Consider the following 22,752-nt stretch of genomic DNA (forward strand, 5'->3'; position numbering starts at 1 on the left):
ACAATTCTATCTCAATTTCTTCTTAATTTTCTTAAGCGCATTTTTTGCAGGCTCAAAAGCAGAGTTAATTTTTACTGATTCCTCATAATCTATTAACGCCCGGTCATATTTACCTGATTTCTCATACAGCATCCCCCTCCGCCAGAATGACGCCGCATAAGTAGTTGTTTCCGGTGCGTTTGAACTGGATATGTATCTATTATAAATTTCGATACCTGCTTCAAGGCTGTCGCCTTCAAGCAGGAAAGTCAGACCTAACTGATAAAAAACTTTAAGAGAATCTTGGGGTGACATCAGATATATCTGCCTAAGCTGTTTTCGCGTCGAAATCCTATTTACATTCATCAAAATATGGGTTTTGGTCCATCGTACATCAATATCGGCGCTGTCGAGCGCTATCGCTTTTTCGATTTCCTTTTCCGCCATCTCGTTATTACCGATAGAGAAATAATATTTTGCTTTCATTTCCGAACCCCTGAACGGGTCGAGCTTTACTATATGCTCTAATTCTTCTTCCGCTTTTTTCCGTGAACCTCCTGCTAACCGGGGCGACCCGGAATAAAATTTGAACAAGTCTTCGTGTGTCCTGATGTAATCGGGCATAAGCTCAGCGGCTTTCTTAAAATGCTTTTTAACTTTACCCACTAAAAAAGCCGCTCGGAATCGGGAGGAATTTTGAGCCTTCCTTCCGTATGCTCGTCCGAGCCAGTGATGTGCCATTCCTGAATGTTCGTCTAACTTTACCGCTTTCTTGCCGAATTTTATTGCTCTATCCCAATCATTCTCGCTTATCCAATACATACAGAGGATTCTGTATCCCTCGCTTTTTTCAGGATAGGTTCCTATCAGCATTTTTCCGTTTTCCAACACACTGTCAAACTGAGCCACCCAAAATTGCCTTTCCGACTCTTTTACAATATGATTATATTTGGTGTCAATAGGGTTGGCATTCCCCTGCGGGCTAAAAAGAAACAATATGGTGATTAGATTGCCTATCACTATTAAGAAACCTCCTGCTGATAATCTAAATCCCATTACAGATAAAATCCTTATAAAAATTATTATCTTCTATTTTCTATATCCGTTATCGGCTCAGATTATAAAATCTCCAACAATATAGTCTCTCCTCCTTTACTTCGATCTGCATCGCTGAATAATTCCGGGTATTATCCGTTACAGGTATTAAAAACTGCATATTTCTAATTCTCATATCTGTCAACGGTTAATAAAGATCATCCGAGACTAGTATGCGTGACCTTATTATAATAGCAAAATCGCTATTGCTTAAGGCGCCGATCCCTTCAATCTTGAGAATCTATCAGGCGACGAATTTTCTATGCTTTAATTTAATCGTTTGAATTAGGCTTTGGAAAAGATATATTTTTTCTTCCACGATAAATAACTATGGTTAGAATGAAAACTATCAAGATAGGTGTTATAGGCGCAGGTCACCTTGGAGCGTCGCATATTCGCAACCTTCAGACAATTGAAGGAGTGGAATTGGTCGGATTTCACGATATAGACAAGAATCGCGCAAATGAGGTTTCCAAAAGCTCTAAATCAAAATTTTATGAATCAAGATCGGAACTGCTCGGATTGGTTGATGCGGTGTCTATTGTGACACCTACGAAAACCCATTATGAAATAGCCTCGGATGCCATTCGTAAAGGATTAAACATATTTATAGAAAAACCTATCTGTTATATTCCCGATGAAGCACGGAAACTTGTTGAATTAGCCGGAAGCAAGGACTGCGTCTTACAAGTAGGTCACATTGAACGGTTCAGCGGCGCTTATCAAGCTATAGCTCACAAAAATCTGAATCCAATGTTTGTAGAATGCCACAGGCTGATGGAGTTTCAACCAAGGAATTTAGATGTAGCGGTCGTGCACGACCTTATGATACATGACATAGACCTTGTTTTACATATGACAGGCTCGAAGCCGATAAAAATCGATGCCAGCGGTGTTTCTGTGATAACAAATTCCGTGGACATCGCCAATGCGAGATTGACTTTTGCAGGAGGCTGCGTGGCAAATCTCACTGCGAGTCGCATAAGTCAAAAGGGAATGCGGAAGATGAGGATATTTCAGAGTAATTCTTATATCACCCTCGATTTCCTGAATCAAGAAACTCATATCTACGGAATTGGCGACAGTGGAATGACAGAAAACGGACAGAAAATATCCGAGATAAAATTGGGCGATATTACGAAAGAAATATATCTCGAAGCAACAAACATTGTGGAGGATAATCCGTTATTGGCTGAATTAGAAGCTTTCATTCGGTCTATCCGAACCGGAGAAGAACCTCCCGTTACAGGTGAGGATGGATTAGCCGCTTTGGAAGTGGCATCCGAGATAATCTCAACAATTAATGAAGGACCAACGGACCCGAACTGATGCCCGGTTTTAAAGGCTAATTTTGAATTCCAACTCAATCCTTATCGTAGCAGGCGAAGTTTCAGGGGACATACAAGGCGGTAAGTTAGTCAAGGCGATTAAGGAACTCTCCCCAGAAATAAAGATAGCCGGTATCGGTGGCGACAATATGAGTTCAGCGGGTATGGAATTACTTCGCAGTGTGGACGAAATGTCTTTCCTTGGATTTACCGAAATAATCAAGCATCTCCCCTTTGTTCGTAAAGTGATGAACGAATTACTGAAATGGATTGAAATAGAACGCCCAAAAATAGTACTGCTTATAGATTATCCCGGCTTCAACCTCCGATTAGCAGAAAAGGCTAAAAAACTCGGTTGCAAAATAATTTATTATATCAGTCCTCAAATTTGGGCTTGGGGCAAAGGCAGGATAAAAAAAATCGCCGGTGTAGTCGACCAAATGATCGTAATCTTTCCATTTGAGGAGGAACTTTACCGGAATGCGGGTGTCGCTGTGGAATTTGTCGGGCATCCGATTCTTGAAAATTTAGAAGTTAACTCTTCAAAAGAAGATTTTTTTTCGGAAAACGATCTGGACTCCGATGAAATATTGATTGGTCTGTTGCCCGGCAGTAGAACTCAGGAAGTTGAATCTCTTTACAAAACTATGATTGACGCGGTTGAGCTGCTCAAATCAGAATTTCCAAATGCGCAGTCCATAACTGCAAAATCACCCGTGCTTGATAACGCAGTTTATGATAAGATTGCTGGCAACGACAGGCTAAAACAGACAAACAAAACTTATGATGTTATGAAACATTCTGATCTGCTATTTGTGGCTTCAGGAACGGCAACGTTGGAATCTGCCTGCTTCGGCACTCCATTTATAGTTGTATACCGCGTTTCTCCCATCTCATGGTTTATAGGAAAGATGCTGGTGAAAATCGATTCCATCGGATTGGTTAATATTGTAGCGGGAAAGAAAATAGCGCCGGAGCTTCTGCAATCTGACCTGACTCCTGCTCGCCTTGCCCGAGAAGCGCTTAATATTCTTAAAGATGAAAAATCGTATGCAGAAACATCATCCGAGCTTCTGAAAGTTAAAAATTTGCTTGGAGAGCCGGGCGCATCAAAAAAAGCAGCTGAGATAATTATTAAACACTTTCAGTCGTAAACTTGAGTCCATCAAATGTTCAATAATCATTTAATGCTATTTCTCATGCTTCCAATTACGATTCTTTACCGCCTTTTGATTTTTATCAGGAATTTGCTCTATGATAAAGGCGTATTCCCTGCGAAAAAAGCCGGTTGCCCCGTCGTCAGCGTGGGTAACATAAGTGTTGGCGGTACGGGCAAGACTCCATTTGTCATCTGGCTTGCCGAACAATTTTCTTCAAGAAATAGAAATGTCGGAATATTAACCCGAGGATATGGCAGAGATAACAAAAACCCTCAAACATATATCCCGTCGGATAAAATAAATGATTGGCGGGATTCCGGTGACGAGCCTTTCCTTATCCACAATCGACTCGGAAACGTAACGCTGGCTGTAAACGCAAATAGGCTGCGCGGAGCAAGCGCCGCAATTGATAAAGGAAATTGTGATTTGTTAATTCTTGATGACGGATTTCAACACCGAAAAATCCATAGAGACATTGACATTGTTCTATTCGATGACAGTGATAATCTCCGTGAAAAGCTGCTTATTCCGTCAGGTCGGTTGAGAGAACCGTTGAGTTCGCTTCGAAGAGCTGATGTCCTGGTTTATTCAGGTGAAGAAAAAGATTCGGCGCGCTTGAATAAGTTCTTAAAAAACAGCTGCATTGTTTGCGGCGGCAAAAAAACGGCTGACTCGTTAGTCAATATTCATACAGGAAATGAAATTGAATTCTCGTCATTGAATAATACTAATATCAGCGCGTTTTGCGGAATCGGTAATCCTGAAGGGTTTCGTTCGACTCTAAAATCAGCCGAACCAAAAAATTTATCATTTATGGCATTTTCCGATCATCATCTGTATAGAAAATCCGATTTGAATAAAATCAGAAAACAATATCTCTCGTCAAAATCGAAGTTTCTCGTCACTACGGAGAAAGACTCTTTCAAATTACCACAGAACTTTTACGTGGAGCTTAACGTATACTTTTTGAGGATAAAATATGATGTCACTTGGGGAAAAGAGAGGTTAATTAGCTTACTAATGAAAAATTAAAATGAGACTAATTGTGTGTTAGACGACATTGCAATTGGAACATAAAATTTATATTTTGGTAGAAACAGATAGAATGTTTAGATTTTAAAATTGTGAAGGAGCTTTAATGAAGAAACGTATTCAAATATCAGCGATAATCGTTATCAGTTTCCTTATCGGATTCGGCGGGAACCATGTTCTCCATTCTGCCTCGGATTTATACCTGAAATTAGAAGTTTTCGAGAATATAATTCAAATTATGAACCGCTATTATGTTGAAACTGTCGATTGGGACAAAGTTATGAACGGCGCTTATAAAGGGATGATGGCGCAGCTAGACCCCCATTCGGTTTATATAAATAAGGATAAGTTCAAAAAAAGCGAAGAGAGTTTTGCAGGAAAGTTTCAGGGAATCGGGATAGAATTTGATCTGCTCGACGATTACATAACCGTAATCGCGCCTATAGCGGGCTCCCCTTCTGAAAAGTTGGGAATTTTACCCGGTGATAAAATTGTAACCATCGACGGAGAGTCTGCAAAGGGAATAACATACGAAGATGTCTTTGAGAGGCTAAGAGGACCGAAAGGCTCAAAAGTGAATGTCACCATCCGAAGAACCGGCTTGGATGAAGATTTTGACCTTACCATTACGAGAGACGAAATACCTATTTATTCGGTTCTTTCTTCATTTATGATTAATGAAGAGACAGGATATATACTTTTAAGTAGATTCTCGCGTACCACAAGCGATGAAGTTGAAAAAGCGCTGATTAATTTAGAATCCCAGGGAATGAAAAGTCTTGTGTTGGATTTGCGCTCCAACGCCGGCGGTTATCTTGATGAGGCTGTAGATGTTCTTGATAAATTTATCGGAGGCGGAGAAATTCTTGTCTATACCAAAGGCAGAGTTTCAAGCGCAAATGAGGAATACTATTCCACTTCGAAAGCCACCCACGATAGGTTCCCACTCGTCGTCTTAGTGAACAGAGGTTCGGCAAGCGCTTCGGAAATCGTTGCAGGCGCTATTCAAGACCTTGACAGAGGCTTGGTTGTAGGAGAAACCACATTCGGAAAAGGGCTTGTACAAAGACAATGGAAAATGAAGGACGATTCCGCAATCAGGGTAACCATCGCCAGATACTATACTCCCAGCGGAAGATTAATTCAAAGGTCTTACGAAAATGGTATAGAACAGTATTACGATGATATTCGGAACGATGCTCAAAATTCGGTTGATCCCGAACTCGATGATAGGCCTGTATTCAGTACAAGATCGGGCAGACCTGTTCGTGGAGGTGGAGGCATCACTCCTGATATTTCAGTTCGTCCTGATGCACATTTATCTAAAAACAGTATCAAACTATTAAGTCATCCAAATAGATTCGGCTTTTCATTTGCCGCTGATTACGCCTCCCGGAATAAGAAATTGGGTTCGGATGAGGATACTTTTTATAATTCATTCGAAATCACCGATAAAATATTTACGGATTTTAAATCGTTCATAGAAAAATCAGATTTTGAAATGGACGGTGAGTCTTTTGAATCTGACAAAGAGTATCTGAAAAATTTGATAAAATCCGAGATTGCAGGGGCATTATTCGGCAGAAACGGAAGATATAAAATCAGGCTTCAGAAAGACAATCAGCTGCTCAGGGCATTAGAGCTACTGCCCGACGCGAAAAAGCTTTCAGAAGCTCCGGCTGTTCTTCAGGAAAAATCCAATTAAACTGATATAAACATTGACAATTGTGAATTTTTTAATTATTCTTCCTGCGTTATGTCCGAAAGCCTTAAATAGTGGCTTTTATAAAGAGTTTTAGACAGATTTATTATTATTATTACTAAATAATTCGGAGGAAGATAATTTATGGTTGATAAATTCTTTCAGGGAGGCCCCTTTATGTGGCCTATTCTCATATTATTCATTGTCGGGTTGGCGCTTTGTGTAGAGCGGCTTGTAACACTATCACGAGCATCAATTAATACTCGTCAATTTATGATAGACATTAAAACCGCGTTAAGTCAGAAAGGCTTTGAAGCAGCAATGGAACTTTCCTCAGAGACCAAAGGTCCTGTTGCTTCCCTTCTTTACGCAGGGCTTTTGAAAGCTAAAAGAGGTGTGCAAGCTGTAGAAAAGGCTATCGAAAGTGCCGGCACAATAGAAATGGCGTTTCTTGAGAAAAATCTGATCTGGCTCGGAACTATCTCAACTATCGCTCCGCTTCTCGGTTTCACCGGAACAGTTTCCGGTATGGTAGGCGCTTTCGATGATATTGCAGCTGCCGATGATATATCCCCTTCTATTGTTGCAGGCGGAATTTCTGAAGCTCTACTGACAACACTATTCGGTCTTATCGTCGCAATGATTATTCAAATACTCCATAATTATTTCGTCTCCCAGATTGATGCTTTGATACTTGATATGGAAGAAAGTTCCGTGGAATTAGTTGATTCGCTAATCGACTTAAGTGAAGGAAATCTTAAAGTTCAGCCGCCGGCAGCACCAGGTGGAAGCGACTCAGGTTCAGGCTTAGCGAGTGATTAATCGATGCTGTTAGATAAAAGAAAAAGAAAACCAGCCGAAATCCCTACCAGTTCATTGGCGGATATCGCATTTCTTCTATTAGTATTCTTTTTGGTGACGACTACGATAGATATGGACAAGGGACTCACGCTCGTCCTTCCCGCTCCGGGTGAAGAAAAGGAAATCCCGAAGGAAAATATTTCTAACTTGCTGATAAACGCGGCAGGTATGGTAATGATGGATGAGGTGCCTCTTGCAATATCTGAGATAAAGAAAATTGCAAAACGGAAAATTGCAGAAAATCCAAATTTAATTTTTTCTGTTAAAACTGATAGAGCTACTGATTACCAGAAATTCGTATCGGTCATAGATCAGCTTAAGATGGCTAACGCCTTAAGAATATCAATAGCTGAACCGGAGTTTTAGAGTAATGAAATTTGAAAAAAAACATGGAGTACAGGAGGGAATACCTACGGCGTCAATGCCTGATATCGTATTTATGCTTCTGATTTTCTTTATGGTAACAACAGTCCTTAAAAAATTTGACGGTCTTCCGCTGACACTTCCCCGCGCTCGTAAAATTGAGAAGTTGGGTACAAAAAGACACGTGACTTATATCTGGGTGGACCGAGCCGGTAAAATTAGTGTCGATGATAAAATAGTCAGCACAAGAGGCGTTAGAAGTGTTGTCTATGAACGGTTTGTAGAAGATCCCCAACTGATTGTCTCTATGAAAATCGATCAAAAAACCAATTTCGGAATCGTAAGCGATATTCATCAGGAACTGCGCGAAGCAGGTACGCTGAGAATTAATTATTCTACCAAAACAGAATCCGGCTAATGGACTATAAAAAACCGGAAGTTAGCCTGAAGACCCCTTATCGCCGATTGGTAGAGATAGGATTTATGGTTACTCTCTTCATGCTGATAACTCTTGGTATTGCCTTTCCAAAGTTTAGGGAGAAAAGAGTCTCACTCACACCGCCGAAAATAGAGATTAACATCGATAAGATTGAGGTAACACAGCAATTTGAAGCTCCGCCCCCGCCAGCAAGACCATCTATACCGGTAGAATCGGAAAGCGATGATCTCCTTGACGATGTTACCATTGATCCTACTACGATTGATATGTTCTCCGAAATCGAACCTCCACCTCCACCTCTTTCGAATATAGAGTTTATTGCTTATGATGAAGACCCTGTGCCTATTGGCGGTTACGCTGCTATTAAGAAAAAGGCTAAATATCCCGACATAGCCCGTGAAGCCGGTATTGAAGGAATGGTTATTGTTCGAGCATTTATCGATGCAAAAGGTATTGTTCGGGAAACAAAAATTCAACTTGGTATTCCCAATACAGGTTTAAACGAAGCGGCAATGGACGCAGTGAGAAAAACACGGTTTAAGCCAGCCAAACAGAGAGACAAGCCTGTAGGAGTTTGGATTTCGATTCCGATTACATTCAAACTCACTGCGGACTAATTTTAATATCTTATATTATTAAGTTATTGTAATAGATTTATTTCAGTTCTTATATTTATGTCGATTTATAATTATATTAGATAGGGGCATTTGTGAGTTTACTCATAGTCGGTTCAATTGCTTTCGACTCTATCGAAACCATCAAAGGTAAACGAGAAAAGATTATCGGTGGCTCTGCTAATTACGCATCTTTGGCGGCTTCGCTATTTACATATTCTAAGATTATCGGTGTAGTTGGAGAGGATTATCCAAAAGATATTATAGAAATTATGAATCAAAAAGGTATTGATACCACCGGTTTAATCGTGGAGGCGGGCGATACATTCAGCTGGGGTGGAGTGTATTCTGATGATTTCTCCCAGCGGACCACTCTATTTACGAACCTCAACGTCTTTGAAACATTTAATCCGGTACTAAACGATTCACATAAAAAATCCAATTACGTACTCCTCGGAAATATTCATCCATCGCTTCAATCAAGTGTCCTTGATCAATTGGAGTCAGCTTCTTTTGTTGCTTGCGATACGATGAATCTATGGATTAACACTACTTTAGATGAATTAAAAAATCTAATATCGAAAGTTGATATTATTCTTATCAATGAGGAAGAAGCAGTTCTGCTTGCCGGGAATAATAATTTATCCGGGGCGGCTCAAACAATACTCGGAATGGGACCGAGCTTTTTAATTATAAAGAAAGGTTCCGATGGAGCAGTACTTTATGGCAAAGACCTTAAATTTTCTATCCCTGCTTTTCCGGTGGAAGAAGTATTCGACCCTACCGGCGCCGGAGATTCATTTGCCGGCGGACTTATGGCGTATTTAGCCATGGCCGGATCTAATGATAAAGAAACTTTTAAACGTGCTATGGCCGCCGGAACGATTCTCGCTTCATTCTGTGTGGAAGAATTTGGAGTTGAGCGGTTATTAAAAGTTACTCCCGAAGAGGTAAATGACCGTTTTTCTATTTTATCTGAATTAGCAAATATGGACGCAACTCCTCTTTTAAAGTGAACGTATCTACGTTAGAAATAACGGTGCCTACAAAACAAATCATCATTCAGCTTATGAGAAATGGATTGAAGAAATGAGCCGTCCACCCACTATTATTTGGAAAGACGATAAGGTTCATATGATTGACCAGACCTTACTTCCGGGTGAACTGAAGGTACTTGAAATAGACGATTATAAAGTCCTTGCTGAAGGGATTAAATCCCTAAGGATCAGAGGAGCACCGGCTATAGGTATTGCCGCCGCATATGGAATTGTATTAGGCGCAAAGCAGTATGAGAACAGTGACATAGATGGATTCACGGTACATCTTGAAAATGTAGCTGAATACCTTATAGCAACCCGACCTACAGCCGTAAACCTAAAGTGGGCGGCGGAACGAATGATGAATAAATTAAAATCAATTTCTTCTACCGACTTAAATGACATCAGATCAACACTTCTTGCCGAAGCGAATAAGCTTCTTGAGGAAGATATAATATCATGCAAAAGGATTGGCGATTACGGGGCAGAGATTTTACCGGATACTGCAACAGGGTTGACCCACTGTAATGCCGGAGGACTTGCGACAGGTGGCTACGGAACAGCTCTTGGCATTATATATTCAGCTCTGAGCGCAGATAAAAATATTAAAATGTATGTTGATGAAACAAGACCGCTTCTTCAAGGCGCTCGATTGACAACGTGGGAGCTGCAGCAGGCAGGTGTTGACACAACCCTGATTACTGATAATATGGCAGGACATGTGATGTCACAAGGGAAAATTGATTTTGTTATAGTAGGTGCCGATAGAATTGCAAATAACGGCGATGTGGCAAATAAAATCGGAACATATTCCGTAGCAGTCCTTGCTAATCATCATAACATCCCGTTTTACGTCGCTGCACCGATTTCTACCATCGATTTTGATGCTGTTAGCGGAGAGGATATTCCAATTGAAGAGAGAGACCCTCTTGAGGTTACACACGGTTTTGGCGTTTCAACTGCGCCGGCTGGCACAGCCGTTTACTCACCGGCTTTTGACATCACGCCTAATAAACTTGTATCAGCTATCATAACCGATAAAGGTGTGTTTTATTCTCCTTATGATAATCTTAAAGATAAAATCCTTGATTCAATTAAATAATAAAGTTAAAATTTAACATTATTAATTAAACACCGGGAAAATATTATGAAAAATCTTTCTCTACCGATATTCTTAATTGGCATCTTCTCCATCGCCGCCCTTTCGATAGCGTGTGATAGTACAGAAATGACGTCAGCAAAAGTCTATCTACAACAAAATAACTTGGAAAAGGCTGAGGAGCAGGTACTTCTATCCATAAGCGCTGAACCATCAAACCCACTCCCCTCTTACTGGCTTGGATATAATATCTATGCAAAGCAAAAAAGATGGGAAGAGATGAATGCTATGTTTGATAAATCTCTCTCAATATCACCTAAATTTGAATCTGAGATTAATTTTGAGAGAGAATCTCAATGGGTCAAAAAGTTCAATGAGGGAGCAACAACGTTCAATAACGTTTTAAACGGCACCGCAACTGATGTTGATGCAGTAGTTGCTAAAGCAATAATGGCTTTTGAAACGGCTATCCTCATATTACCCACCAAAAGCCAAGCTTATTCAAGCCTTGCTTCCATTTATCTTCGCGACAAAAACACTGAGATGGCAAAAGAATATCTTATAAAAACTCTTGAGTATGAGATGGATAATGTGAATGCCCTTGTGAATTTAGGTCTTTTATATTCCAACAGTGAAGATTTCGATATTGCTAATGACCACTTCAACAAAGCCCTCGAATTGGAACCGGGAAATTTGATTGCCCTTCAACAATTGGCGCAAAACTTTGATATAGCGGGAAAATCCGCCGATGCGGAAGAAATGTATCAAAAAGCTATGGCAGCAGATCCTGATAATTCAAATCTGATGTATAACTTAGGAGTTATATATCTTAAGGCGGACAATTTCGAGAAGGCAGAAGAAATGTTTATTAGTAGCCTTGCATTAACTCCCGATGATTGTGACGCAGTTGCAAACATCGCTGTCGTTTATTCAAATATGAACGACAGGCTCGAAGATGCCGAAAACTACTTATTGAAAAGTATCGACTGCGCGCCCACCGAAAATATCTATTGGCGGAAGTTGGTCGGAATATATATGAAAATGGGGAAACCGAAAGATGCGCAGAAGGCGTTGGATAAAGCTAAAGAATTAGGTTACAAACCATAGATTAAATCGGATTCAGAAATTATTCGTTAAAAACCCCTGCTACACAGTCAGGGGTTTTTTATTTCACAGTTTTACTAACCACCCACCCTTTTACGCTTTATTAAAAAATTCTCTAATGCTTTTGCAAGATTTGTAGATGTAGTCAGCTGGTAATAATCAATATTATTTTTTCTACAGCCTTTTTTATAGGTATCAAGAAAGCTCTTCATTTTAATCTTATAGTCTTTTCTGATGTGCAATGGATCCACATCAATTCGCTCACCCGATTCCATATCAGTAAATGAGGCTTCATCGGGAAAATCAAAACTTAATTCTAACGGGTCGAGAATATGGAAAACAACTATCTCGTGTTCTTTATGACGAAAATGTTTTAGCCCTTTAATTACCTTCTCGGGGTCTTCAAGCAGATCAGACAGAATGATTATTAATCCACGGCGGTGTATCCGTTCCGCTAAATCATGAAAATTCGACGATAGGTCGGTATTTCCTCCGGGCGTAATATCTTCCATACGCTCAAGGAGGATCTTCAAATAGGTGGAGCGGGAACTTGGAGGTAAATATGTACGGATTTCGTCGTCCATCACACATAACCCCACTGCGTCTCTCTGCTTCAACATCAGATAGATTAGGGAGCCGGCGATATAAGAAGCATATTCCAATTTGGTTACCCCCCCTGACGAATAATTCATTGAAGAACTGGAATCGAGTAAGATATATGCCTTAAGATTCGTTTCTTCCTCAAATTGTTTTACATAATATTTATCGGTTTTCCCAAAATGTTTCCAGTCGATATGTCTCGGTTCATCTCCGGGCATATATTGACGATGTTCCGAAAATTCTACGCTAAATCCATGATACGGACTCCTGTGCAGTCCTGTGATAAAACCCTCAACAACAAGACGGGCGCGAATGTGGCTGTTTTTCACTGTGGATAGCGCGACAGGGTCTAAATATTTTAGGCGATTAGCCATCCCGGAATCTATTCCTTCTCAGAGGATTCCGTTATGAGATTTTCAATCAATGAATCGGCAGTCACTCCTGAGGATTCAGATGCGAAACTCATTACCATCCGATGCCTCAACACGGGCTTTGAAATTGCAATAACATCTTCAATTGACGGCGTGGTTCTTCCATCAAGAAGCGCCCGGGCTTTTGCGCCGAGAATTAAATACTGGGATGCCCTGGGACCTGCTCCCCATTCCACCATTTCATTTACTATCGGAAGCGCTCCATTAAGTCCCGGTCTTGTTTGGGATGTCAGGCGGACGGCGAATTTAATTACATTTTCGGCAACAGGTACCCTCCTCACAAGATTTTGATACTCAATGATCTCTTTCTTTGAAATAATAATTTTGGGAGGTGACTCTTGTGTTCCGGTAGTCATTTTGACAATATTTATCTCTTCGGATTCGGAAGGATAATCTATATTTAAGTTGAACATAAATCGGTCGAGCTGAGCTTCCGGCAAGGGATAGGTTCCTTCCTGCTCAATCGGATTTTGGGTAGCAAGCACAAAAAACGGTTCATCCAGCACATGCGAGTGGCCTGCCGCTGTTACCTGGTGCTCCTGCATCGCTTCCAACAGCGCAGCTTGAGTCTTAGGCGGAGTACGGTTTATCTCATCAGCAAGCAACATATTGGCGAATATCGGACCCTTAACGAAACGAAATTCTCGCTTTCCGGTATTAATTTCCTCTTCCAATATTTCCGTCCCCGTGATATCCGAAGGCATTAAATCAGGAGTGAATTGAATTCTGCTGAAACTGAGGTCTATCACCTGAGATAACGTTTTTATCAGGAGAGTTTTTGCCAAACCCGGTACGCCAACAAGCAGACAATGGCCGTTGGAATACAGGGAAAGTAAAAGACCGGTGATTATCTCTTTTTGACCGACAATTACTTTGCCTATTTCTTCAAGAATATTTTGGTGGGACTCCTGCATGTTATTTGCTAATTCTACATCTGAAATCTTACTTTTTCTTGCCATCGACTGTCCATAATTTTTTGGTATAATCTCTCATTTGGAAAGGAAAATTAACGGCATTTCTATGCAATGTCAACTGCAATGCGGAATTAACCGTCTTAAAATATTTTAAATTGTTCAATTATTCCTGTTGAATCGGCGTTTCTGCCATTTACAGATTTAACTATCACCTCTATACCGTTTTCCGTAACGGTAACTACACAATAATTGTACGCTTCTTCTCTTTTCAGCATTTGAACGTTATATCCCATATTCTGCTCGATCTTTATTTTTTCCATTACCGATTCGTTAGAAGTCAATGGTCTTACAGGAGTACCTCCTCCGCCTGTAATAACAATATGCATCTGATAGGAGATTTCTTCTTCCTCGTAGCTTAGTAAATTATGCTCATAGTAATGTTCGTGACCCGCGAATATCGCATTTACATGATTTTTTTTGAGAACTTTGAAAATCTCGTCACGTTTTCCGCTTATATTATTTCCCCAATTATCCCTTCTCCAGTCGCCGGAATGTTTACCGAAACTAATAAGAGGATGATGCATAAATATGATTTTGTACTTTTCGTTTGATGATTCCAACTTTTGCTCAAGCCATGAGGCTTCAGCGGAGCCTGCCTGTGATACAAACCATTTTCGAAAAAGTCTATCCTGTTCATCTCTGCTCCCCAAGTGTCCATCCTGATCAAGGATTATTGTAGAATCAATGAAGATGAGTAAAATATCTTTAAAGCGTTTGGTATAAAATTTGGAATTCGGAAATACTCTATTAAAATTTGCCTCACCATATTCTTTATGATTAGGATAATCGTGATTTCCTGCTGCGGGATAAATAGGAACTCTCTGCAAGACGGGAATTTCAATTCCTGTTTCTCTCAAAAAATATTCCCAATGACTCGCATATGATCCATTTGTCACTATATCGCCCGTATGAGCGATAAAATCTATATTGTTGTTTTCAATCTCAGCGTACAGCTGTGTGAGCACAGCGCGACTCTCATCCCGACCAAATACCGGCGTTCCACGAAAATAATTAATGCTGCCATAAAGATCATTCAGGATCAGCCAGGGAGCATAAATCGGAAATATCAACAGCTTCTGTTTTGACCAGTTATTTTTACTGAACACTAATTTCTCATAAGCTCTGTAAGAAGGGCGATTGTCGCCGTAAACCAGGAATACCGGATTTCGGTCATATACGCTGACATCAAGCTTAGGAAAGTTATTATAAAGCTCCGGAGGAACCGATTCGCTCACATAGCTTCCGCCTGAACAGCCGGATATAAACACCATCAGCAGAGCAAAAATCAACGCAGATAGATTTATTTTACGAAGACTGAGATTTTTCGCGTATTTCAGAAATGCCGAATAAATTATTAATCTCTCTCTATCGCAATAACTTCATATCCGTTTTTTCTCTCTCGATATGCAACATGAATTCTCACCTTTTTCTTTGAAGCTCCGGATGTTTCGCGTGTAGTTTTAATCTCTATTTCGTAATTCGGATGCTTAGCATTTGCTCTCACGGATTTTTCCAACAGAAAATCTGATGCATCCACAAGGTTAATTACTCTTTCGGACTTATCTTGCTCATTTTTTACTCTCACAGTATATCGATTATTCCGTTTCTCCGCAACACCCGCTTTTAAAGCCATATCAGTAAATGTAAATATGAAATTGTTTGAACTGTCTTTCGATACTTTAAACTCGTCAAGAGGATTTATTTTACTGAACCAGTAGGATACTACCTTATCTCTTCGTTCGATCAAAATCCTTGTGAGATAGGCTGCAGCTTCAGGATCAGAAATTTCTCCGGTTTTAACTATTGCTTCTATATCTTCGTCAGAAAAATTCATAACGATTTTTGCGCCCCAATACGCATCACGATAAGTCATATTTTCACTGGCAGGATTGGGATACATTCCCACCCAGGATTTCGGATCGAATACTTCCGATTCTATCATTCCTATTGACGTATAGTTAAGGGAATCAAGACTATCCCAGGGCTCTTCGTACATTCCGAGCATCAGAAATGCTTTGGCAACGTTTTCAAAATCGAAATCATATTCATTTCCATTGCGTGGAGAATGCGGATGATCCCAACCGCTACCCAATGTTGATCCCATATCTATAAGATAATGCTTTATATACTTTCTGTTCTTTTCATCCGTGATATACATATCGAGCGTATTTGCCATTCTCCTATCAGTGTCCCCCAACCAGGAACTCAAGACACGCAATCCCCTTAATTCTCTTCTATGTTCGTGATCGACACTATCATTTGGGTCATCTGCTCTTCTTCCATGAAATTGGAAAGGTCCGATAGGAGAGCCGGTTAACCATTTACTGGCAACTGATCGAATTTTTCCTTCACTGTTTCTCCTTTGTGAAGAAAGCATTTTTTCTATATCCTCCATCGTCATTTTACGCTCTCTTTTATCCGCAGTAGGCACAACTGCTTCCGGTCCGATTTTTAATTGAGAATATTTAAAGTAAAATATATGGTTTTCAGGGACATTGTAGCCCGCGGAGTGAAAAAATTTAGTACTTATAACTTCTGCCGAAGTGGACATCTCATAGAATCCGGGTCCATCAAATTTTAAAAAATATTTATCGCCCTTTGAGTCAATAATTATAAATCCAATGGACACTCCTTCAAACTTCCCCTTAATAATAGTTATAACACCTGAAGAATCCGGTCCGTCTGTACTATTTGGTCCCCTCATTAGCTCTTCTACACTCATTCGATTCTTTCCGTGCCGGTGTGTAAACCATGTGGAATTCGGATTATCATCAAGACTGTTTAAATTGTCGGCTTCTCTGGAACCGACGATTCCTAAATTGTAGCCGATTTTTCTTGAAACCCATCCGATATCAAGCACTTTTCCTATCTCGTAAAATCCGTCATGTTCTATAATGTCCCATAGTTGGTTTTCAGCGTTCTCTTTCGGGACCGAAATGTGCTCTCTGTCGCTTTCTATCCAAGCCGGTGTGTGATTATAATTGATTTTCTCAGAAGTACACCCAAAAAAAGTGATGAGTACTGCAGGGTATAAAAGACGTTGAAATCTTTTACTATGTTTTGTTAATCTCATTCACAAATCTCAGTTGAATATCTGCGAAAATTGCGCTACTGTACGATGACCTTCTGAACTATATCCCACCTGAATTCGCGCAAGAAAACTATTCTTCAGTCTTAGCCTTACCCCTGCTCCGTAGCCGGTATGCAAAGAGGAATATTTCACATCATCCAAATCCTTATAAACCTGTCCTGTATCAAGGAATATTACACCGTCGAAACTATCCCATATCGGATAGCGGTATTCGAAATTGGCAAGCAGCGAACCAAAATCCCTGAATCTACCTTCTTTGAATCCCCTGAGAGTATCGTGGGAACCAAGGATACTCATTCGATAAAATGGAATGACTTTCCCTTTGGGTCTTGCAGTCCCATCAAGAATAACTCGAAACGCAAACACCCGGTTTTTCTTAAACAGCTCGATATATTTTTGATACTCTACAGTGTAGCGCAAATATCTAAATTCGGACCCATTCATTTGTCGTGTATATTCTGTGAACAACCGCAGCAGATTCCCCATTCTCGGATTAAACTCGTGATTCCTTGTATCATAGGTCCACTGAATCCCTGTTTCAAAAAGCGTTGTATTTCCATACCCTAAAATTGTAGTAGGTACGGTGGGGTAACGGTTGAGCCCCTCGTCAATATTTACTTCACTGAAACGGAGAAACAGTTTGGTTGTAAAATGATTAGCTCTACCTCGCTTCCTCCGTCTTTGATAATCCGTCATAACATAGCGACCGGATTCTTTTTCCCATTTAATCGTCCAGTCTATCTCGATATATTTATCATCAATTCCATATGCCAGACTATCATTGACCAATGAGCTGTTTCCACCAATGCCATAAACCACTTCCTCATCGTCACTCCATAAAATTGCTGAAACGCCCAGACTGCCGGAGTTATTACTAACAGGCATCCTATACTTCGCTCCGACGAAAATATTATCAGGATTGTGATAAAGACCGAAACCAGAAATTGAAATATTCTTATTTCTAAGGTTGTTGTCAAATAAAGCTATACCGGCCGAAAAATTATTTTTGCCACCGATAGACGCTATTGGGAATATACCTGCGGTCCTATCTTCATTCATCAAAATATTTAGCACTCGCCGGTCTATTCTATTGCTTTCTCCCCAAATAACAATCTCTCCTAACGGTTTGTACAGTTGCGTCCAAATTGTGCTTGGAAGTGCGAGAATATGCTGTGGTATATTTTTTCGGGATTGAAATTTGATTACTCTGACAGAATCTCTTTCACTCACATTAAGGCTATCACGTGCGGATAAATTATCCGGCGCCATCACTATCAATATTGCTGATATTAACAGCATTACTAATATTGAACTCTTCAACATAGTTGGAGAATAATTGTTTTCCGGTATTTGATGCGCTGAGTTCATCTAATCATTTCTCGTTTCATATTTATTTAGTCCTGCAATCATTACCTATATTCCCTTTGAAATAATACTAATTTTTCTAACTACTAAAAGTAAATTGAATTACATATAATATTTTTTAATTAATAACTGATTTTTTTCTTTAGATTAGGCAGATTTTTCCATTTGAAAATAATCTTTAAATGCATACATCCCGAGTTCCCAACCTGAAAATGCAAACAGTGGATAAATCAAATAATACGTTTTGAAGAATGTTTGTACGTTGTATATCATCAATGTCGCTGCGGTCAGCCCTAAAAACGCTCCGCATCCGCCAACCAACGCCCTTATTTTTCCCTTTTTGACAAAACTCACTCCGGCAATCGTACCAATCAACCCGGATAATACCGAGCCAATTAATACGGGTGGAATATCAACTGCCCCTGTAGTCAGGATTTCAATAATGTCAATTTGCTCCCCTGCAATCTTGACAATCACATATTCTCCAAACAAGAAGCCTATATATGAGCCTATATATGACGCTATAATTATTTTTACTATTCGCATAATTACAATAATGTTTAATTGATGACAATCACGAATTTAATATACGCTGATCTCAGTACAAAAGAATATTAAGCTGAATGATGCTTACTTTATGGAGCTTGTAAATAGCTCAGAATTCAGAGCCGGAGGATTATATCCGGCTCTAATTTTAATGTCTATCCGAATTTTTTAATCCCTATAAATAGCGTAAGATTGTTCTTCAAATCCTGAATATCTTCCTGTAATATCGTTAACCCGTAAAGATCAGCGCAATATTTCGATGCTACGACAGCGGCTGTTTCCGGTATTTTACCCTCTGACAGCCTGCGCGCTGATTCAGCAGTATCGTCAGCTTCTACCAACGGTCTTGTCCAAAAATGTTCCGCAAGAAAATCCCGGCATTGTCTCAACGCTTGCTGATGAGAGTATATTTCTGTGATGTCACCTATTAACGTATCTTGTCTTACTAACAAATTTTGACTGATGGATATATGAAACATCTCAATAATTTTACATTTATGATTAGCGAGCGCCTCAACGCTTTCGATAACCACTCCCCCCTTGGCGTTTTCTATCGCAAATACTCCGTAATCTACATCGTCATTCTCAACTGCTGCTATGGCTTTTTCCGAAGTGATCAGGTAATCTATCTCAAATGGATCAATGCCGTTGTTGACGGCGAATACTTTCGCTGCTTCCTCCGAAAAACTCCCTTTTCCTCCCTGAATTCCGATTTTAGCCAATTTAATACTCCTGAAATGAAATTATTTATGGCGCTTATCCTTAGTACAAATTTATAACATTCTATTTTCGCCTGCAAGCTGAACTGACGGAGGAATTTGATAAAAAATCTTACAATATCATTAAATTATCGTTTCCTTTTTAGTAAATAGGCTTAAATTCGCCTTCTACTTGGTATGAAATAATGAGAGAAGCTATACAGAAATGAATATATCGCTTATAGGATTACCACAATCGGGCAAGAGAACGCTGTTTTCATTGCTTACCGGAAGAGAAGTTCCTTCCGGTCAACTCTCCGAACCACTGGAAGGCGTTGCGCCTGTTAGAGATCCCAGAGTCGATTCTATTGCTAAGATTGAAAAACCGGAGAAAATCACATATGCCGAAACACTGATAAAACTTTGTACCGATATCGATCCGGGAAGTGGTAACTCTTCATGGATTGATGCAGCACGATTGAGCGATCTGCTTTGTATAGTCGTTCGGGAATTTAGTTCCGAGGAAGTTTACCATACTGACGGCTCGGTGAATGCCGATAGAGACAGACAAAACATCGAAGCAGAATTATTAATTGCCGATCTTTCTTTAACTGAAAGTCGGCTGGAACGTATCGCCAAAGACAGAAAACGTGCCAAACCCACCCACAACCAGCAGGTGGAAGAAAATACAGTTATTAAATTTAATGATGCGTTAAATGACAATATTCTTCTTAATACCCTCTCTCTGAATGATGAAGAAATCAAATCTGTCAGGAGCTTGAATTTTCTGTCACTAAAACCGATACTTTGGTGTCTTAATGTGGATGAGGATAAGATGACAGAAGACAGCAAGGAAAATATTTTCCGTGTCTCAGCATTAATCGAAAAAGAGATAATGGCTATCGAAAACTCCGATGAACGCTCCGCATTTCTGAACGATCTTGGAATAAGTGAATCCGGTGTAAGCAGGCTCAATTCAGCGGCTTATGATTTACTCGGATTGATGTCTTTTTACACTATGGGAGAGGATGAAGCGAGAGCATGGACCATCAAAAAGGGGACATTGGCTCCGGTTGCCGGCGGTAAAATTCATACCGATATCGAAAGGGGTTTTATTAGAGTTGAGGTGATTAAGTATGATGATTTAATTGAAGAAGGGAGTGAACAAGCAGTAAAGGCGGCAGGTAAATCTCTCCTGAAAGGTAAAGATTATCTGCTTGAAGACGGTGACATTTGTAATTTCCGCTTTAATGTTTAATATGATATGATGAAAGCTGTTCAGCTTATTACACCCGGACGACCTCTTGAATTACGGGATGTGGAAATTCCTTCACTTCAATCCGACGATGTTCTTATAGCCGTCAAGGCAGCGGGAATTTGCCATTCTGACGCACATTATCGAGCGGGGGCTTTATCCGATGAAAAGCTTCCGGTTACGCTCGGTCATGAAATTTCAGGTGTTATTGAAGAGGTGGGAACGGAAGTCACGAATTTCAATGTGGGAGATCGTGTCTGCGTTCATTACCTGATTTCCTGTGGAGAATGCGAATATTGTCTCATGGAGAAAGAGCAATTCTGCACTTCCGTGAAAATGATTGGTAATAGTTTAAATGGCGGCTATGCCGAGTATATTGCAGTTCCGGAAAAGAGTGTTTTCATTTTACCGGAAGAGATTCCTTTTGAGCCGGGAGCGATAATGATGTGTTCCAGCGCCACTTCCTTTCACGCTCTCTGTAAAGCCCGGCTCAAAGAAGGTGAAACCGTTGCTGTATTCGGTATCGGGGGTCTTGGAATGGCGGCTATTCAAATCGCTAAATCGCAGGGCGCATCGGAAGTTTACGCTGTGGATATCAATAAAGAAAAATTAACTCAAGCTGAACATTTCGGTTCTATAAAAGTAGATGCCTCGGAAGTAGACCCTGTAAATGAGATACTGCGATTGACTAACGGCAAAGGGGTTAACGTGGCATTGGAACTTATAGGTCTTCCGCAAACTATGGGACAGGCTGTTCGGTCGTTAGCTGTCTTTGGGCGAGCGGCAATCGTCGGTTTAAGCAATAATCCGATGGAAATTGAAACTCATACCGATCTTATTAATAAAGAGACTGAAATCATAGGAGTCTCCGACCATCTTGCAAGCGAATTGCCGCAGCTTATCAAGCTGGTTCAGGATGGAAAACTAAATTTAGACTCAGCTGTCTCAAAGCGTATACCTCTTGATGCGGATGAAATAAACTCTGTTCTTGACCGGCTGGAGAATTTCGGCGGCGAAGCTGTCCGCACTGTAATTATACCTTCCCTATAAACCACAACCCCTGAATGCTAATAAGTATTCAGGGGTTGTATATTTTATTAAATTATTGGGAGTCTATTCTTCCGCAAATATCATTGCAAATCAATAGTGCCGAGGTCGTTATCAGCTCCTACTGTGACTTCAACAGCTGCTGAATCAAAACGAGCTCCGGTTGAATCTTCCACGATAATGTCATATGAACCTGCGTCAAGGAATGCGAGTTGAAATTCACCCGAAAGAGTGTCAACAAAAACGGTCGAAACAGTATCTTCGCCTGAGAGCGCCAGCGCTACAGGGACATTAGCAGGTGATGAAACTGCTCCTGATATAGAGCCTGAGGTTGCTATAGCTACCAAACGTATTGTGGGTTTCAACAGAAATTTTGGATTTGCATTTTGACCCGCAGAAACGACCGATCTTGATGCGTCAAAATCGATCATAAGGTCATATGTAGAGCCGGCTTCCAGGGTAAACTGATGGGTAAGTTTTAATCCTGTCTGAGCTCCGCTTGGTACGGTGATGTCAGAAGTCACCTCGTCAATCGTAACTGAGGCTGATTCTATAATCAAACGAATCTGATTATACGTTCCCGCTTCCAGCTCTATACTTCCTAATGGTGTTGAAAGTCCGTTACTCCATTCGATTAAATTTATAGTTTGAGTGGCATCGCTGACCACAATTGGGCTTCCACCCGATTGAATCACGGATATTTCGGTAAATGTGATATTAACGGCATCAAATGCAGCAGGCGCGTCTGTGATTCTTATATTAAATGTTCCTGTCGTTCCTACGGGTTCGGAAGTGCTATCGCACCCTGCTATTAAAGACGATAGAAACAATCCGACAATTATTGCCGAATAAAATTTTTGCATCACTAAATCTCCTAATTAATTATAATCGTATTACTATATTGCTCTGACATACAAGTTATCCGATAATTT

At 40.2% G+C, this 22,752-nt stretch carries 22 protein-coding genes; 13 read left to right on the top strand and 9 right to left on the bottom strand.

Features of this window, described 5'->3' with window-relative positions:
* Nucleotides 1-6 precede the first annotated feature (6 nt).
* Nucleotides 7-1,035 (bottom strand): hypothetical protein, encoded by a 1,029-nt coding sequence (locus tag IIB39_05120; protein MCH8928081.1) that lies wholly within the window; start codon nt 1,033-1,035, stop codon nt 7-9.
* Nucleotides 1,036-1,404: 369 nt separating this feature from the next.
* On the opposite strand from IIB39_05120, the gene IIB39_05125 reads away from it, so the two are divergent.
* The 11 genes from IIB39_05125 (at nt 1,405) to IIB39_05175 (ending at nt 11,816) form a co-directional block, all read left to right on the top strand.
* Entirely contained in the window at nt 1,405-2,403 is a 999-nt protein-coding gene (locus tag IIB39_05125; GenBank protein MCH8928082.1) for a Gfo/Idh/MocA family oxidoreductase, read from the top strand.
* 22 nt (nt 2,404-2,425) lie between these two features.
* Nucleotides 2,426-3,556 carry a lipid-A-disaccharide synthase gene (gene lpxB / locus IIB39_05130; protein MCH8928083.1) on the top strand — a complete coding sequence of 377 codons (1,131 nt, stop codon included), beginning with the start codon at nt 2,426-2,428 and terminating at the stop codon, nt 3,554-3,556.
* Nucleotides 3,557-3,571: 15 nt separating this feature from the next.
* Entirely contained in the window at nt 3,572-4,594 is a 1,023-nt protein-coding gene (gene lpxK / locus IIB39_05135; protein MCH8928084.1) for a tetraacyldisaccharide 4'-kinase, read from the top strand.
* A 106-nt stretch (nt 4,595-4,700) separates the two neighbouring features.
* Complete coding sequence (locus IIB39_05140; GenBank protein ID MCH8928085.1) at nt 4,701-6,299, top strand: S41 family peptidase; 1,599 nt, start codon at nt 4,701-4,703, stop codon at nt 6,297-6,299.
* Nucleotides 6,300-6,440: 141 nt separating this feature from the next.
* A complete protein-coding gene (locus tag IIB39_05145; protein MCH8928086.1) occupies nt 6,441-7,118 on the top strand; it encodes a MotA/TolQ/ExbB proton channel family protein in 678 nt (225 codons plus the stop codon).
* A 3-nt stretch (nt 7,119-7,121) separates the two neighbouring features.
* Nucleotides 7,122-7,523 carry a biopolymer transporter ExbD gene (locus tag IIB39_05150; protein MCH8928087.1) on the top strand — a complete coding sequence of 134 codons (402 nt, stop codon included), beginning with the start codon at nt 7,122-7,124 and terminating at the stop codon, nt 7,521-7,523.
* 4 nt (nt 7,524-7,527) lie between these two features.
* Nucleotides 7,528-7,938, top strand: a complete 411-nt coding sequence (locus tag IIB39_05155) for a biopolymer transporter ExbD (protein ID MCH8928088.1) — start codon at nt 7,528-7,530, stop codon at nt 7,936-7,938.
* Entirely contained in the window at nt 7,938-8,576 is a 639-nt protein-coding gene (locus IIB39_05160; GenBank protein ID MCH8928089.1) for an energy transducer TonB, read from the top strand. Before IIB39_05155 ends, IIB39_05160 begins: the two co-directional genes overlap by 1 nt.
* A gap of 92 nt (nt 8,577-8,668) precedes the next feature.
* Entirely contained in the window at nt 8,669-9,589 is a 921-nt protein-coding gene (locus tag IIB39_05165; protein ID MCH8928090.1) for a sugar kinase, read from the top strand.
* Between the two features lie 73 nt (nt 9,590-9,662).
* A complete protein-coding gene (gene mtnA, locus IIB39_05170; GenBank protein MCH8928091.1) occupies nt 9,663-10,712 on the top strand; it encodes an S-methyl-5-thioribose-1-phosphate isomerase in 1,050 nt (349 codons plus the stop codon).
* 45 nt (nt 10,713-10,757) lie between these two features.
* The gene (locus IIB39_05175; GenBank protein ID MCH8928092.1) at nt 10,758-11,816 is read left to right on the top strand and encodes a tetratricopeptide repeat protein; all 1,059 of its coding nucleotides are present in this window, start codon (nt 10,758-10,760) and stop codon (nt 11,814-11,816) included.
* 74 nt (nt 11,817-11,890) lie between these two features.
* Here the strand turns inward: IIB39_05175 and IIB39_05180 are convergent, their stop codons facing one another.
* The 7 genes from IIB39_05180 to IIB39_05210 form a co-directional block, all read right to left on the bottom strand.
* The gene (locus IIB39_05180; protein MCH8928093.1) at nt 11,891-12,787 is read right to left on the bottom strand and encodes a DUF58 domain-containing protein; all 897 of its coding nucleotides are present in this window, start codon (nt 12,785-12,787) and stop codon (nt 11,891-11,893) included.
* An 8-nt stretch (nt 12,788-12,795) separates the two neighbouring features.
* Nucleotides 12,796-13,803: an AAA family ATPase gene (locus IIB39_05185; protein MCH8928094.1), complete on the bottom strand. Its 1,008-nt coding sequence runs from the start codon at nt 13,801-13,803 to the stop codon at nt 12,796-12,798.
* Between the two features lie 95 nt (nt 13,804-13,898).
* A complete protein-coding gene (locus IIB39_05190) occupies nt 13,899-15,053 on the bottom strand; it encodes a metallophosphoesterase (protein ID MCH8928095.1) in 1,155 nt (384 codons plus the stop codon).
* 119 nt (nt 15,054-15,172) lie between these two features.
* The gene (locus tag IIB39_05195) at nt 15,173-16,891 is read right to left on the bottom strand and encodes a hypothetical protein (GenBank protein MCH8928096.1); all 1,719 of its coding nucleotides are present in this window, start codon (nt 16,889-16,891) and stop codon (nt 15,173-15,175) included.
* A gap of 9 nt (nt 16,892-16,900) precedes the next feature.
* Nucleotides 16,901-18,277: a BamA/TamA family outer membrane protein gene (locus IIB39_05200; GenBank protein ID MCH8928097.1), complete on the bottom strand. Its 1,377-nt coding sequence runs from the start codon at nt 18,275-18,277 to the stop codon at nt 16,901-16,903.
* 144 nt (nt 18,278-18,421) lie between these two features.
* Nucleotides 18,422-18,751: a hypothetical protein gene (locus IIB39_05205; GenBank protein MCH8928098.1), complete on the bottom strand. Its 330-nt coding sequence runs from the start codon at nt 18,749-18,751 to the stop codon at nt 18,422-18,424.
* A gap of 224 nt (nt 18,752-18,975) precedes the next feature.
* Nucleotides 18,976-19,542, bottom strand: a complete 567-nt coding sequence (locus tag IIB39_05210) for a prephenate dehydratase (GenBank protein ID MCH8928099.1) — start codon at nt 19,540-19,542, stop codon at nt 18,976-18,978.
* A gap of 202 nt (nt 19,543-19,744) precedes the next feature.
* Here IIB39_05210 and ychF point away from each other — a divergent pair, with 202 nt between their 5' ends.
* Both ychF and IIB39_05220 read left to right on the top strand, forming a co-directional pair.
* Entirely contained in the window at nt 19,745-20,776 is a 1,032-nt protein-coding gene (gene ychF, locus IIB39_05215) for a redox-regulated ATPase YchF (GenBank protein MCH8928100.1), read from the top strand.
* A gap of 9 nt (nt 20,777-20,785) precedes the next feature.
* Nucleotides 20,786-21,823: a zinc-binding dehydrogenase gene (locus IIB39_05220; GenBank protein ID MCH8928101.1), complete on the top strand. Its 1,038-nt coding sequence runs from the start codon at nt 20,786-20,788 to the stop codon at nt 21,821-21,823.
* Nucleotides 21,824-21,903: 80 nt separating this feature from the next.
* Here IIB39_05220 and IIB39_05225 read toward each other — a convergent pair whose 3' ends face one another.
* Nucleotides 21,904-22,683 carry a DUF4382 domain-containing protein gene (locus IIB39_05225; GenBank protein MCH8928102.1) on the bottom strand — a complete coding sequence of 260 codons (780 nt, stop codon included), beginning with the start codon at nt 22,681-22,683 and terminating at the stop codon, nt 21,904-21,906.
* Nucleotides 22,684-22,752 lie beyond the last annotated feature (69 nt).

The sequence above is a fragment of the Candidatus Neomarinimicrobiota bacterium genome (genome assembly GCA_022573815.1).
GTDB lineage: Bacteria > Fidelibacterota > SORT01 > SORT01 > SORT01 > JACZTG01.